The sequence below is a fragment of the Microbulbifer sp. ABF4_148 genome (assembly GCF_056158985.1).
In genome coordinates this window covers 1,502,130-1,516,105 of the sequence record NZ_JBSWUI010000001.1, presented here as the reverse complement: position 1 = coordinate 1,516,105, position 13,976 = coordinate 1,502,130, and the positions used below count along the sequence as shown (strand labels likewise).

General features: G+C 57.4%; 13 protein-coding genes and 1 pseudogene. 7 read left to right on the top strand and 7 right to left on the bottom strand.

The window, feature by feature from the left end:
• Positions 1-48 precede the first annotated feature (48 nt).
• The 7 genes from ACXAD0_RS06605 to ACXAD0_RS06575 all read left to right on the top strand — a co-directional run bounded on the left by ACXAD0_RS06605 (position 49) and on the right by ACXAD0_RS06575 (position 5,279).
• The gene (locus ACXAD0_RS06605) at positions 49-642 is read left to right on the top strand and encodes a helix-turn-helix transcriptional regulator (protein ID WP_475087578.1); all 594 of its coding nucleotides are present in this window, start codon (positions 49-51) and stop codon (positions 640-642) included.
• Positions 639-1,076 (top strand): CsgE family curli-type amyloid fiber assembly protein, encoded by a 438-nt coding sequence (locus tag ACXAD0_RS06600; RefSeq protein ID WP_475087577.1) that lies wholly within the window; start codon positions 639-641, stop codon positions 1,074-1,076. Before ACXAD0_RS06605 ends, ACXAD0_RS06600 begins: the two co-directional genes overlap by 4 nt.
• Entirely contained in the window at positions 1,076-1,492 is a 417-nt protein-coding gene (locus tag ACXAD0_RS06595; RefSeq protein ID WP_475087576.1) for a curli assembly protein CsgF, read from the top strand. Before ACXAD0_RS06600 ends, ACXAD0_RS06595 begins: the two co-directional genes overlap by 1 nt.
• 87 nt (positions 1,493-1,579) lie before the next feature.
• Complete coding sequence (locus ACXAD0_RS06590; protein ID WP_475087575.1) at positions 1,580-2,446, top strand: CsgG/HfaB family protein; 867 nt, start codon at positions 1,580-1,582, stop codon at positions 2,444-2,446.
• 391 nt (positions 2,447-2,837) lie between these two features.
• Positions 2,838-3,350 carry a hypothetical protein gene (locus ACXAD0_RS06585; RefSeq protein ID WP_475087574.1) on the top strand — a complete coding sequence of 171 codons (513 nt, stop codon included), beginning with the start codon at positions 2,838-2,840 and terminating at the stop codon, positions 3,348-3,350.
• Positions 3,351-3,396: 46 nt separating this feature from the next.
• Complete coding sequence (locus tag ACXAD0_RS06580) at positions 3,397-4,272, top strand: hypothetical protein (RefSeq protein ID WP_475087573.1); 876 nt, start codon at positions 3,397-3,399, stop codon at positions 4,270-4,272.
• 116 nt (positions 4,273-4,388) lie between these two features.
• On the top strand, positions 4,389-5,279 hold the full coding sequence (locus tag ACXAD0_RS06575; RefSeq protein ID WP_475087572.1) for a hypothetical protein: 891 nt from the start codon (positions 4,389-4,391) through the stop codon (positions 5,277-5,279).
• Positions 5,280-5,358: 79 nt separating this feature from the next.
• Here the strand turns inward: ACXAD0_RS06575 and greA are convergent, their stop codons facing one another.
• From greA to dapB, 7 genes and pseudogenes are all read right to left on the bottom strand, one after another.
• The gene (greA, locus tag ACXAD0_RS06570; protein WP_475087571.1) at positions 5,359-5,835 is read right to left on the bottom strand and encodes a transcription elongation factor GreA; all 477 of its coding nucleotides are present in this window, start codon (positions 5,833-5,835) and stop codon (positions 5,359-5,361) included.
• A 136-nt stretch (positions 5,836-5,971) separates the two neighbouring features.
• Positions 5,972-9,196 carry a carbamoyl-phosphate synthase large subunit gene (gene carB / locus ACXAD0_RS06565; RefSeq protein ID WP_475087570.1) on the bottom strand — a complete coding sequence of 1,075 codons (3,225 nt, stop codon included), beginning with the start codon at positions 9,194-9,196 and terminating at the stop codon, positions 5,972-5,974.
• Between the two features lie 96 nt (positions 9,197-9,292).
• Entirely contained in the window at positions 9,293-10,426 is a 1,134-nt protein-coding gene (carA, locus tag ACXAD0_RS06560) for a glutamine-hydrolyzing carbamoyl-phosphate synthase small subunit (protein ID WP_475090326.1), read from the bottom strand.
• Between the two features lie 406 nt (positions 10,427-10,832).
• Entirely contained in the window at positions 10,833-11,399 is a 567-nt protein-coding gene (locus ACXAD0_RS06555) for a YfiR family protein (RefSeq protein WP_475087569.1), read from the bottom strand.
• Positions 11,400-11,592: 193 nt separating this feature from the next.
• Complete coding sequence (rimK, locus tag ACXAD0_RS06550) at positions 11,593-12,507, bottom strand: 30S ribosomal protein S6--L-glutamate ligase (RefSeq protein WP_475090325.1); 915 nt, start codon at positions 12,505-12,507, stop codon at positions 11,593-11,595.
• Positions 12,508-12,591: 84 nt separating this feature from the next.
• A pseudogene (locus ACXAD0_RS06545) lies at positions 12,592-12,993 on the bottom strand (ATP-dependent zinc protease family protein); the annotation flags it as partial.
• 21 nt (positions 12,994-13,014) lie between these two features.
• Positions 13,015-13,830, bottom strand: a complete 816-nt coding sequence (dapB, locus tag ACXAD0_RS06540; protein ID WP_475087568.1) for a 4-hydroxy-tetrahydrodipicolinate reductase — start codon at positions 13,828-13,830, stop codon at positions 13,015-13,017.
• Positions 13,831-13,976 lie beyond the last annotated feature (146 nt).

Sequence of the window (13,976 nt, the reverse complement as noted above, 5' to 3'; positions counted from 1 at the left end):
CGTCGAGAGAAGTGATACGGATGTAACCATCCAAGATCGGAGAGGTTTATGCCGATTCTTTTTATCAGCGACTCAGGTCTTCATGGCGACCTGCTGTTCAAACTGATTTCCGAGCGACTTCCAGAAAACTGGCACGCGTCCAGGTCTGATCAATTGATTGGTGACCTGAGGCATTACCGGGCACTCGTCCTTGATTGCTGGCAAACCCTCCTTTCTCTCCCCCAGGAGGAAATGGTCGACTTCCTTGAGAAGCTGAACCACCCCAAGATTTTATTAATCAATTATCCGGCAGACTATCCGGACTCAATCAGTGAAGTCCTGCCTGATCATTCGATACGCTGGGTCTGCGATGTCGGCGCAGACCAGGACACCCTGCTCAAGAACCTGTCCGACGCGCTGAATGAAAAGGGCCATGGCAATGGACAGGATGAGGCATCGGGTGTGTCGCTAACCCGGAGGGAGCAGGAGATTCTCGGCCAGCTGACCGAGGGTGAGCCAAACAGCGTCATCGCCGACCGGCTGCATCTGTCAGAACACACCGTTAAAAACCACATGTACAACATCTTCCGGAAACTCGGGGTCAAGAACCGACTGCAGGCTAGTAACTGGGCAAAGCTGCACCTCCGAGAAGAGCGCACATGAAATGGCTCTGGTTCATCGCGGCACTGCCATTGGCTGCGATGGCTTCAGATGCAGAGGATATCCCCATTAGTACCGGCGTACTGGAGGAAAACACGGGCCGTATTGATGATGAAATCAGCGGCTTCAACATTGACCGAACCATTACCCGCACCGGACATGATTTTGCGCGCTATATGAGCGAATACCGCAATTACCATTACCCCGATGCGGAGTACAACCTGACGATCCTGGAACGTCCCTCGGCCCGCTGGGGCAACCTGATCTGGGTTACGTATCGGGAAAAAACCGTTTATCGGCGCTTTATTCGGCCCGGCACGAACGATGTCGAAAAACTGGCAAAAACTGCAGCCATACAGATTCATGAGATGGTGCAACAGGAGAAGCTGCGCGAAGCACTCAATGATCACTTCGATATAGGCAAGGATGAGTTTTGATGAAAATAAGGATTCCCGCGATGCTGGCTCTTGCCAGCCTGGTATCCCTGGCAAATATCAGCCATGCGACCGAGCTGGTTTATACGCCGGTCAACCCGGCATTTGGTGGCAACCCGTTGAATGGCACCTGGCTGTTGAACAACGCCCAGGCGCAGGACACCAATGAAGATCCGGACCGCCCCGAAAACCTGTTGCAGCAAGATAGTGCGCTCGACCGTTTCACTGACTCTCTGGAGACACGCCTGCTCAGCCAGCTGCTCACCGATGTCGGCAATGGCAACAGCGGAGAACTCATTACCGATGACTTTATCGTACAGATTACGGATGTAGACGGGACGCTCACCGTCCTGATCACCGACAGAAATACCGGTGACACCAGTGAAATTATTGTTTCGGGCTTGAACCCGCTGAATTGATTGTACTGCCAGCACCATAGGGGTATCGCGGTAGGTGCGAAGGCTTTTAAGCGAACGCTGTAATAAGACCCGCCAGGAGAATAGCAAATGCGTTTTGCCAGTCGCGCCCTCGTCGCCTCGTTGCTTGGGGTGGCATTGACATTGAGTGGCTGCTCCCTCGTCAAAACCGCAGGGGATGCCCTGTTTGGTCCCGGACGCCAGGATGCAGTACTAACACCACGAACCGGGACCTACCGGGACCTGCTCCAATTGCCTGCGCCCATGGGGAAGATCCCCGCGGCCGTGTATGCATTTCGTGACCAGACTGGCCAGTACAAGCCGGCACCGTCCTCCAGTTTCTCTACCGCCATCACTCAGGGCGGCGCCTCCATGTTGATGGATGTACTGAATGACTCCGGCTGGTTTATTGCCCTCGAGCGAGAGGGGCTGCAGAACCTGTTAACCGAACGGAAAATTATCCGGGCGACCTTAAACAAACCCAACGTGCCGGCAAACAATACCGACCTTCCATCGTTACTCGCGGCAAACATATTAATAGAAGGCGGGATCGTCGCGTATGACACCAATATCCGCACGGGTGGCGCAGGAGCCCGGTACTTTGGCATCGGTATTGCCAACCAGTATCGGGTGGACCAGATTACCGTCAATCTGCGCGCAATCGATATTCGTACCGGTCAGGTACTGCATTCGGTACTCACATCGAAAACGGTTTACTCCAAGGAAATCACCACCGGCGTGTACCGGTTTGTCGACTTCCGCCGGCTACTGGAGCTCGAAACGGGCGTGACCACCAATGAACCCGCGCAGCTTGCCGCATTATCGGCAATGGAGTCGGCAGTGATTCACCTGATTACCGAAGGCATTATTGCGAATTCCTGGGCGCTGCAAAATCCGGACGATATCAACAGTCCGGTCCTGCAGTATTACCTGAATGAAGGCTCGGCCGTGATGTAGGACTGGCAATGGTCTGTACCCTAGTAACCTCCGCCTTACACAATTGGCTGCCGCAAGAACACGTCCGGGCGATCACAACAGGTGTGCAACGCCAACCGGGTAACCGAAATCTGCAGGACAAACGACAGACGTCGGCATGGGGTCAATGGCCGGGGTTCCGCGATAAAAATGATTTTTACGCCATATTTCCGTCTTGTTATGGGGTAAAGAGGGACAGCACGTCTAACAGTTCAAAAAACGTGCTTTCTTCCTATGGGTTTCCCACTTCATTCCTATGGCGAGGCCTGTCCGAGCCAACAAGACTAAATATCAACTGTTCACAAATTATCCAGAGCGAGGACTGTAACCTCTTATGAAAAATTTCCGGCTGCCGCGTGTAACGCACAGGGCGATGGCATCAACAGTGCTTGCCATCTCCGCGGTTTTTGCTTGGCAAGACCCCTCTCTCGCGTCGGATCTGGCGACTACCAGCGAACTGGACCTCATCGGTACCAGCACGTTACCCGCCAGCAACCTGGAAATTTTGTTTCAGGACGGTTACTACAACTTGCTCGACAGTGACCAGGATGGACTTCTCAACTTTATCTCGATGTTGCAAAGCGGTATCCGCAACACGGCAGTGATCAGACAGGTCGGCACTGAAAACAGCGTTATTGCCCGCCAGATTGGCGAGGACAATATTGCAGTGATGGTGCAAGCCGGCATGGAGAATTTCATTCTGGTAGAGCAGCAGGGATACGCCCACCAGGCAGGGGTCTCCCAATTCGGCATCCAGAATTCCGCACTGGTCGATCAGTACGGAGACATCAATACAGTGAAGATTTACCAAAGCGGCAATGGCCTTCATACCGCGGTAACCCAACATGGTACTGGTATCAGTACCACTGTGAATCAGTACGATTGAGACTGATGCCCCAAAACGTCCGAAAGTCGAAGTAAAGGAGTAACTTATGAAGACGTTGACCCCTATCGCTGCAGCGATCCTGCTCGCTGTCAGTGGTTCCGCGCTCGCTGCCAATAACACTGCCACCCAAGCCCAGGCTGGTATTGGTAACCACGCTGAAGCTGATCAGACCGGCGCCGGCACTATCGGCAACACTTCACTGCAGCTGCAGTTGGGTGTCTACAACAAAGCTTATGCCACCCAGAGCTTTGAACTGGGCAGCTCCATCATGCAGTCCCAGGTAGGTCTGGGTAACAAAGCTGGCTCGCTGCAGACTTTTGGTGCCGGTAACAGCGCCGCCATCACCCAAGTTGGCAAGTTCAACAGCGCCAATACTTTCCAGCTTCTGGAGCTGGGTGGCAGTGCCACCATCAACCAGAAGGGCGTGAAGAACGACGCTGACATCGTGCAGTTCCTGGGTATTGGGAACGTAGCGATGGTTGACCAGCATGGTGCGCTGAACGACTCCTACGTGAACCAGACGCTGGGTATAGCCAACTATGCCCACGTGGACCAGGATGGTCTGCTGAATGATGCAGTAGTTCTGCAATTCGGTCTGTTTAACAAGGCCAAAGTCAGCCAGGACGGCATTGCTAACCAGGCCAACGTTCTGCAGGCAGGCGCTGGTAACGATGCGGGCATCTGGCAGGTTGGTGTGTACAACATGGCAAGCGCCACCCAGCTTGGCTTGGGCAACAGCTCAATTCAGCTGCAGGCTGGCCTGGCCAACCACTCCAGCGTGACCCAGATTGGTTTCGGCCACCATGCCCTGACCGCGCAGCTTGGTATCGCAAACTCCATGACTGTAAGCCAGTTCGGTCTCAACGAGACTGCGGTTGGTCTGCAGGCTGGTATCGGCAACGTAGGTTTCATTTCTCAGTAACCTACCGAGCCCGTGCCGGGGCGACCAAGCCGGTCGCCCCGGCATTTGTTTTATTCGTTGAATGTGAAAATGCCACAAGCATTGCACGCACAGAGACGAAGCTCAGGTAACGAAATATGAAAGCCATTATTTTATCGTCAGCTGGCGTAGCTCTGGCATTGAGTGCCGGTGTGTTTGCCGCAAACAACACTGCAACGCTAAACCAGAGCGGTGGCATCAATACGGCGGTTGCCGACCAGAGTGATCCGTCCAACCACGGCAACCTGATCGACCAGACACAGGACGGATACCTGAACAATGCAGACGCCCTGCAAGAGGACGAAACTGCCAGCTCGATTTATCAGGTACAGGAAGGCAGCCTGAACAGCGCCTACTCCTACCAGCTCGGTGGCGAAGACAACACGGTACAGATTTACCAGGGCGGTGTGGCCAATGATGCCTACACCTATCAGGTGGAAGAGTACGGCAGTTCCGCGATGATTGTGCAGGAAGGGTTTGCCAACAAGGGCGAGATATACCAGCTCGCTGGCGGGCAAAACACGGCGCGAATCATTCAGTCGGGCGCCCAGCACAATGGCTATATCTACCAGTACGGCAGCTACGGTTCCGATGCCCTGATTGTCCAGAACGGATCCGGTAACGAGGCCGACATCCTGCAGTCTGGCATGGGCCACGAGGCCATGATTACTCAAGACGGCGGCTACAACTCGGCGACCATTGAGCAACAGGACCTGGCTAACAAAGCGACGATTTATCAGGACGGTTGGAACAACTCGGCGTATGTTTTCCAGGCTCAGGAATACAACGAAGCGCGGGTGATGCAAAGCGGCGTGTCCAACACAGCCACCATTTACCAGACGGGTTATATGGGGGCCGGTGGCGGACATCTGGCGATCACCACCCAGGAAGGAGTGCTGAACCAGGTCATCATCAACCAGACTGGCTACAACGAAACCGCGATTACCACGCAAGTGGGAATCGGCAACACCGCTATCATCAATCAATGATGCGGGTCTGATCGCCAGGCACAAAAAAGGCCGACCCCAACCGGGATCGGCCTTTTTTTATTGATCACACCAGCACGAGTTACAGGTGCTCGACCGCGTCAATCTCATATTCAACGCCACCGGAAGGCGTCTGCACAACCACGATATCCCCGACTTCCTTGCCGATCAGCGCGCGGGCAATCGGTGAGTTCACGGAAATCTTCTGATGTTTCACGTCGGCCTCATCGTCTCCCACAATCTTGTAGGTTACCTCTTCGTCATTATCGAGGTGGATGATCGTCACAGTCGTACCGAAGATCACCTTGTCGCTGGGCTCAATGGTCTTCACATCAATGACCAGCGCGTGGGAAAGCTTGCCCTCGATTTCCTGGATGCGGCCTTCGATGAAGCCCTGCTTTTCACGGGCGGCATGGTATTCGGCATTTTCCTTCAGGTCGCCGTGCTCACGCGCCTCGGCAATCGCCTGCACAACGGCCGGCCGTTCTACTTTTTTCAGGTTTTCCAGTTCGGCGCGCAAAGCCTCCGCACCTTCAACGGTCATTGGTACCCGGTTCACCCTGGGACCTCCTGTTCTTGTTCTTCAGTCAATACCAAAGCCCCGCCCCGGAATAGATCCGGGCGCGAGGCTTCACACAAATTAATTCGGGCCGCACCTGATCGGCTGCGGCCCGTGCGACCCTGGGAACCCAGGCTTACAGCTTGGAAACCCGCTGATGCAGGTCCTGCAGGCGGCGTACCTTGAGTGACTCGCCCTGCTTCATGGCCATCGCCATGGCCTGCGCTGCCGCCAAAGTGGTGGTATAGCACACCTGGTGGTTCTCGGCACTGCGGCGGATATCCGCTGAATCCCGAATCGCCTGACGGCCTTCGGTGGTATTCACCACCAGCGCAATCTCGTCGTTCTTGATCATATCCACAATATGCGGACGACCTTCACTCATCTTGTTGACGGTTTTAACGGGAATATCGCTGTCTTGCAATACTTTCGCGGTACCGCGGGTGGCAACCAGTTCAAAGCCGAGGTCGGCCAGGTCACGCGCCACATCCACAACGCCCGCCTTGTCGAAGTCGCGCACAGAGATAAATACGCGCCCGGACTCCGGCAGGCGATCGCCCGCAGCCACCAGGCCCTTGTCGAAGGCTTCAGCAAAGGTTTCGCCGACACCCATGACTTCACCCGTGGACTTCATTTCCGGACCAAGGATCGGATCCACTTTCGGGAACTTGTTGAACGGGAATACCGACTCTTTGACAGAGAAGTAATCCGGTACGATTTCTTCGACAAAGCCCTGCTCGGCCAGGCTAATGCCTGCCTGACAGCGCGCTGCAATCTTGGCCAGGGACGTACCAATACACTTGGACACGAACGGCACGGTACGGGAAGCGCGCGGATTCACCTCGATCACGTAGATCTCACCATCCTGATAGGCCAGCTGCGTGTTCATCAGGCCAACCACACCCAGTTCGCGGGCCATGGACTTCACTTGCTCGCGCATCAGGTCCTGTACGTCCTGTGGCAGGCTGTATGGCGGCAGGGAGCAGGCAGAGTCACCGGAGTGCACGCCGCACTGTTCAATGTGCTGCATGATCGCGCCAATCACCACGTCTTTACCGTCGGACACCGCATCGATATCGACTTCGATCGCGGCATTCAGGAAGTGATCCAGCAGCACCGGCGCATCGTCGGAAACCTGCACGGCTTCCTTCATGTAGTTGAGCAGCTCGTCTTCCTTGTAGACGATTTCCATCGCGCGGCCGCCCAGTACATAAGAGGGGCGTACCACCAGCGGATAGCCAACGTCTTTGGCTGCCGCGATGGCTTCGGAGACAGAACGCACAATCGCGTTGCGCGGCTGCTTGAGGCCCAGGCGCATGATCATCTGCTGGAAGCGCTCACGGTCTTCCGCGCGGTCAATCTGCTCGGGCGTAGTACCGATAATTGGCACACCTTCGGCCGCCAGGTAACGGGCCAGATTCAGCGGGGTCTGGCCACCGAACTGAACGATCACGCCCTCCGGCTTTTCCTTGCGCACGATTTCGAGCACATCTTCCAGCGTCACCGGCTCGAAGAACAGGCGATCGGAAGTATCGTAATCGGTGGAGACGGTCTCCGGGTTACAGTTGACCATAATGGTCTCGTAACCGTCTTCGCGCATTGCCAGCGCTGCGTGGACACAGCAGTAGTCAAACTCAATGCCCTGACCGATACGGTTCGGGCCACCGCCCAGTACCATAATTTTCTTGTTGTCAGACGGGTTCGCCTCGCACTCCTCGTCATAGGTGGAGTACATGTACGCGGTGGACGTGGCAAATTCTGCTGCGCAGGTATCCACACGCTTGTAAGCCGGGAACACACCCAGTTTCTGACGGAACTCACGGACCGTTTTCTGGCTCACCCCCAGCAGGTCGGCCAGGCGACGGTCAGAGAAGCCTTTGCGCTTGAGGAAGCGCATTTCTTCCGCAGACAGTGCCGACATCGGCAGCGACTTGAGCGGCTCTTCGATGCGGATCAGTTCTTCAATCTGCACCAGGAACCAGGGATCGATGCCGGACAGTTCGTAGATTTCTTCCACGCTCAGGCCCATGCGGAACGCATCGCCCACATACCATATACGCTCAGCACCCGGTACAGACAGCTCGCGACGCAGGCGGCTTTCGGCACCGTCTTCGCTCGGGTCGACCTTGCTCTCGAATCCAAAACTGCCCACTTCCAGACCGCGCAGGGCCTTTTGCATGGACTCCTGGAAAGTACGGCCGATGGCCATCACTTCACCCACAGACTTCATCTGAGTGGTCAGGCGCGCATCCGCTTCGCCGAACTTTTCAAAGGTAAAGCGCGGGATCTTGGTTACCACGTAGTCGATGCTCGGCTCGAACGAAGCCGGGGTGGCACCACCGGTGATATCGTTCTGCAGCTCATCGAGGGTATAACCCACCGCGAGCTTGGCGGCGACCTTGGCGATCGGGAAACCGGTTGCCTTGGAGGCGAGCGCGGAAGAGCGGGATACCCGCGGGTTCATCTCGATGATCACCATGCGGCCGGTATTCGGGCAGACACCAAACTGTACGTTGGAACCGCCGGTCTCCACGCCGATCTCGCGCAGTACCGCGATAGAGGCGTTACGCATCAGCTGGTATTCCTTGTCGGTCAGCGTCTGCGCCGGGGCCACGGTGATGGAGTCACCGGTGTGCACGCCCATCGGGTCAAAGTTTTCGATGGAACACACGATGATGCAGTTGTCGTTCTTATCGCGAACAACCTCCATCTCGTACTCTTTCCAGCCCAGCAGGGATTCGTCGATCAGCAGCTCGTTGGTTGGTGACAGATCCAGACCACGCTTACAGATCTCTTCGAACTCCGGCCAGTTGTAGGCAACACCGCCACCGGAACCGCCCATGGTGAAGGACGGGCGAATAATGACCGGGAAACCGAACTCTTCCGGCACTTTCTTCGCTTCTTCCAGAGAGTGCACGATCTTGGCACGCGGGGTCTCAAGGCCGATGGACTTCATCGCCTTGTCGAACAGGTCACGGTCTTCCGCTTTCTCGATGGCATTCTTGTCGGCACCGATCAGCTCACAACCAAACTCTTCCAGTACACCGTGCTTGTCCAGCGCCAGTGCGCAGTTCAGAGCGGTCTGGCCACCCATGGTCGGCAGAATTGCATCGGGGCGTTCCTGCTCGATAATCTTGGCGACGTTTTTCCACTCGACCGGCTCAATGTAAGTGGCATCCGCCATCGCCGGGTCAGTCATGATGGTGGCCGGGTTGGAGTTCACCAGGATCACCCGGTAGCCCTCTTCCCGCAGCGCCTTACAGGCCTGCGCGCCGGAATAGTCAAACTCACAGGCCTGGCCGATCACGATCGGGCCTGCGCCAATAATCAGAATGCTTTTGATATCTGTGCGTTTTGGCATCTTTCTTCCGTCTCACACCGGCCCGGGCCGGCGATGATCAATTCAAATCTCTGTCTCAGGCGGGAGTCACGTTAGCCCCCGCGTCCCCTCACACCCTTATCGGCGGGCCTGCATCAGTTCAATAAACTGATCAAACAGTGGCGCCACGTCGTGCGGACCGGGGCTCGCTTCCGGGTGCCCCTGGAAGCTGAAGGCCGGCTTGTCCTTGAGGCGAATACCCTGCAGGGTTTTGTCGAATAGGGACACATGGGTCACCTCGACATTGTCCGGCAGGCTGTCGGCGTCCACCGCGAAGCCGTGGTTCTGTGCAGTGATCATCACCTTGCCGCTGTCCAGGTCCTGCACCGGGTGGTTACCACCGTGGTGACCGAATTTCATCTTGAGGGTCTTGCCACCGACCGCCAGGCCGAGCAGCTGGTGTCCTAGGCAAATACCATAGGTGGGCAGTTCAGCGGCAAGGATTTCCTTGATGGCGGCAATGGCGTAATCGCAGGGCTCGGGGTCACCGGGGCCGTTGGAGAGGAACACACCGTCCGGGTTCATCGCCAGCACCTCAGAAGCCGGGGTCTGGGCCGGTACCACGGTGACGTCGCAGCCGCGATCCACCAGCATGCGCAGGATATTGCGCTTCACACCGAAATCGTACGCCACCACTTTGTAAGGCTGCGCCGGAGCAGGCTTGTGGCCGCTACCCAGCTCCCAGGTCCCTTCGTTGAAGGCGTAGGATTCGCCGGTGGAGACGACCTTGGCCAGGTCCATGCCTTTCAGGCCGGCAAATTCGCGGGCCTTGGCGAGGGCGGCCTCGGCATCGATATTGTCACCCGCGACAATGCAGCCGCTCTGGGCGCCCTTGTCACGCAGGATGCGCGTCAGGCGGCGGGTGTCGATGTCGGCAATGCCCACAATATTGCGCTCGCGCAGGTAATCCTCGAGGGATTGCTCGCTGCGGAAGTTGCTCGCCACCAGCGGCAGATCGCGGATCACCAGGCCCTTGGCCCAGATCTGCGCGCACTCTTCGTCCTCGGAGTTGGTGCCGGTGTTGCCGATGTGCGGATAGGTCAGGGTCACAATCTGACGGGCATAGGATGGATCCGTCAGGATTTCCTGGTAACCGGTCATGGACGTGTTGAATACCACTTCGCCGACGGCGCTATCGAGCGCGCCAATCGCGCGACCATGGAATTCACTGCCATCGGCGAGGACCAGTACTGCCGGGGTGGTGCGGGGCATCAGAGCCTCCGGTGAAGAAACACCTTTACTCAATTCGATCTCCAATTCTCAGGACTGCTTGCAGGCGGGATTGGGGCGGGGCGCGGCGTCCGGGGACAGCTTTTTGGCTGCCGGCGCCCCCTATAAAAAAGCGAGATGACGCAGCTGCATCATCTCGCTCTTAAAATCGTCTTACACGCGGCTCGTCTTCGAGCCTGCGATCGGGTTGCGTTCTTCGCACTCATCGCGGTCTCTGTTAGCACTCGTGCATTTGTGACCGGCAGAAAACCGGTCTCCGACAGGCTATTGGCGCCACTTCCATCAAAAAAGTGCCATCCACAGCCGGCCCAAACCGGGCGCAGATTGTACAGGAATCCAACAATGGATGCCATAGCTAATCAGTCAGATATTAGCGGCGGGGCGATGCTCAGTTCAGGGTGCGGCTCAGGCGGAACAGGCTGCTCCCCTCCTTCAGCTCGGCCTTTTCCAGCATGGTCTTGTTCAGCTGCAGGGATACGCGACTGCCGGTGCCCGCAAAGCCCACCATACCGCCGCTGGCCGCGAATCGATAACTATCGCTCACAGTAAGGACCGGAAAGAATTCCAGCGTGGCAAACGCTTCCTGAACCTGATCGGCATTGAGGTTGCCAAACAGGACGATCTGGCAGCGCCGTGCACGCAGCTTGTCGGCCATCATCAGCTTCTCAACGGCGACCTTGCGACCGCTGATGCGGTGATGCTGCAGCCGTTCGGGCAGGGATTCGGCCAGGCTGTGCTCACCGAGCACACAGATGCGAAATGGCGCGGAAGTCCCCGAATAGACTTCGATAGGCCACTGCAGGTGATAAGCGAAGTGCACAATGTAGTCCACCATCACCTGGCGCCCGACCTCCGTATCGGAGAGCTGCGCCGCTGCGGCCCCGCTACCGGCGAGGGCCACTACCGCCAGCAGGGCGACCTGCAACCGCCGGCTGACGCGATGGAATAGCTTCACAATTTCGCCTTTCTCAACTTCCAACCAGAACGAAAGCTGACCGGAAAGCCGCGAACAGACACGATGAGGGTGTCGCGAAACCTTCCCTGAGAGCCAGCTCCCTGACTCTCAGGTTAGTTCCGCCGAACCGGTATCGCCACGGATGAGCGACCGCTGCAGAAAGAATTTGGCGCCGGACCAGCGCCCCTTGACGCTAGACCTGATCTCCCGCCACTGGCATCAACGGGCGCCATTTGAGCGCTTTCTCGATGGCCAGAATCATCGAGCCGGCCACATCCTTACGCGTCGCGCTCTCGATGCCCTCCAGGCCCGGAGAAGAGTTCACCTCCAACAGCAATGGCCCTTTGCGCGAACGGATAATATCCACGCCCGCGACCTTGAGCCCGAGCACTTTGGCCGCCTTGACGGCGAGACGCTTCTCTTCCTGAGTCACCTTCACCACCGAGGCCGTGCCGCCCTGATGGATATTGGCGCGAAATTCACCCGGCGCAGCCTCGCGCTGGATCGCCGCCACGACCTTGCCGTCGATAACAAACAGGCGCAGGTCACGCCCTTCCGCCTCGCGGATAAACTCCTGCACCAGCAGGTTGGCCTTCAGCGATTTGAACGCGTTGATCACCGATTCTGCCGCCTTGCCGGTTTCCGCCAATACCACGCCGCGCCCCTGGGTACCCTCCAGCAGCTTTACGATCAGTGGTGCACCACCGACCATGTCGATCAGCTCGTTGGTATCCACTGGCGAATTGGCGAAACCGGACGTCGGAATATTCAAGCCACTTTGTTGCAACAGCTGCAGGGAGAACAGCTTGTCACGGGACTGGCTGATGGCCGCTGAGCCATTGAGTGCGTAGACCCCGATACTCTCGAAGTGCCGGGTCAGTGCGCAGCCATAAAACGTCTGGCTCGGCCGAATGCGCGGAATCACCGCATCCAGGTTATTGAGGATACGACCATCCCGGTAATGCACTTCCGGCTCATTGGCATCCAGCTTCATATAACACTGGCGCACATCGAGAAACGTCATGCGGTGCCCGCGCTCAGCACCCGCTTCCATAATGCGACGGTTACTGTACAGGTCCGGGTTAGAGGCCAACACGCCAATGCGCAGGCCGGTACCCGCCATATGTGGCTCGTCGCGGTAGTATTCCTCAAGCTCACTGGGGCGCACTTCACCCAGGCAGAACGATTCGCCCGGGTCCACCATCATGTGCCCGATCATCGCCTCGCGACCAAGCAGCATCCGATACCCCATACTGTCGCGATTGGTGAGGGTCAGTTCGATGTCCCACACGCGGCCACCCATGGACACCGCCACACGAATAACCGGACGCTTTTCTGCCTCACCGGATGAGCTCCGCACCGAGCGGCGGTCAACCAGTCTTGCCTCACACCGTACCGATGGACGACGAGAGTCCTGCAGCGGGTGCGCTTCGAAGCTAACCCAGGGTTCTCCATCCCGCTTGAACGTCTGAATGTTGTACGCATGCAGGGAGGACGTCTTGGCCCCAGAGTCGACCCGGGCCTTGATCGCGGGAATGCCCAGCCCGGGAAAGCTGCACCATTCTTCGCTACCAACGACGATTTTATTTTCCATTCATTTTTCCTGAAAAAATGCCTACGCCCCCTGGCGCAGACCGAGTACATCGCGCATATCGTAATGTCCGGGTGCGCGCCCCGCTTCTACCAGCCACGCCGCTGCGCGCACTGCGCCACGGGCAAAAGACAGTCGCGAAGTTGCCTTGTGGGTAATCTCAACCCGCTCACCGTCGGCGAGGAACATAACCGTATGCTCACCGACCACGTCCCCGCCACGTACCGTGGCGAAACCGATGGTGTCGTGATCGCGGGCGCCGGTTTGCCCTTCCCGTCCGTACACCGCCACCTTGTCCAGATCCCGCCCGAGGGTATCGGCGATCACCTCGCCCATACTCAGGGCTGTGCCGGACGGCGCATCGACCTTATGCCGATGATGGGCCTCGACAATTTCGATAGCCGCGTCATCGCCCATCACCCGGGCGGCAGTCTCCAGCAGGTTGAAACACAGGTTAACCCCGGTGGAAAAATTGCTCGCAATACACAGGGGAATGCGCCCGCCGAAGGCTTCTAGCTCCGCCCGCTCACTGGCAGTGAATCCGGTGGTCCCCACGACCAGCCCCTTGCCTGCGACCGCACAGTACTTGGCATTGGCCAGGGTGGCGGCGGGGGCCGTGAAGTCGATGAGCACGTCAAATTTTGCGTTGTCGAGACTGTCGACAATCGGCAAGCCCGACTTCCCCAAGCCGGCAACCTCACCCGCATCCGCGCCAACCAGGCTTGAGCCCGGGCGCACAATCGCCGCCGACAAGGTGGCCACTTTCGACTGCTGCAGTGCCTCTGCCAGCACCCTACCCATACGTCCGGCATACCCGGTGACAGCAACATTGACGGTCATATCCCTTTCCTTTTCATGACTGCTTGGTTTGCGCGGATTCTACACCCACAGGCCCTTCTGGGAAGCCTCAAATTAACAATCCCATAGATCACCTGAACGCCACTCACTGACTAAGCTGTTATTAAGCAGCCAAAGGCCAATACGTA

Excerpts from the sequence above, each read along its gene's own strand:
- ACXAD0_RS06605 (WP_475087578.1), top strand. The coding sequence starts at position 49 with ATGCCGATTCTTTTTATCAGCGACTCAGGTCTTCATGGCGACCTGCTG.
- ACXAD0_RS06600 (WP_475087577.1), top strand. The coding sequence starts at position 639 with ATGAAATGGCTCTGGTTCATCGCGGCACTGCCATTGGCTGCGATGGCT.
- ACXAD0_RS06595 (WP_475087576.1), top strand. The coding sequence starts at position 1,076 with ATGAAAATAAGGATTCCCGCGATGCTGGCTCTTGCCAGCCTGGTATCC.
- ACXAD0_RS06590 (WP_475087575.1), top strand. The coding sequence starts at position 1,580 with ATGCGTTTTGCCAGTCGCGCCCTCGTCGCCTCGTTGCTTGGGGTGGCA.
- ACXAD0_RS06585 (WP_475087574.1), top strand. The coding sequence starts at position 2,838 with ATGGCATCAACAGTGCTTGCCATCTCCGCGGTTTTTGCTTGGCAAGAC.
- ACXAD0_RS06580 (WP_475087573.1), top strand. The coding sequence starts at position 3,397 with ATGAAGACGTTGACCCCTATCGCTGCAGCGATCCTGCTCGCTGTCAGT.
- ACXAD0_RS06575 (WP_475087572.1), top strand. The coding sequence starts at position 4,389 with ATGAAAGCCATTATTTTATCGTCAGCTGGCGTAGCTCTGGCATTGAGT.
- carB (WP_475087570.1), bottom strand. The coding sequence starts at position 9,196 with ATGCCAAAACGCACAGATATCAAAAGCATTCTGATTATTGGCGCAGGC.
- carA (WP_475090326.1), bottom strand. The coding sequence starts at position 10,426 with ATGCCCCGCACCACCCCGGCAGTACTGGTCCTCGCCGATGGCAGTGAA.
- dapB (WP_475087568.1), bottom strand. The coding sequence starts at position 13,830 with ATGACCGTCAATGTTGCTGTCACCGGGTATGCCGGACGTATGGGTAGG.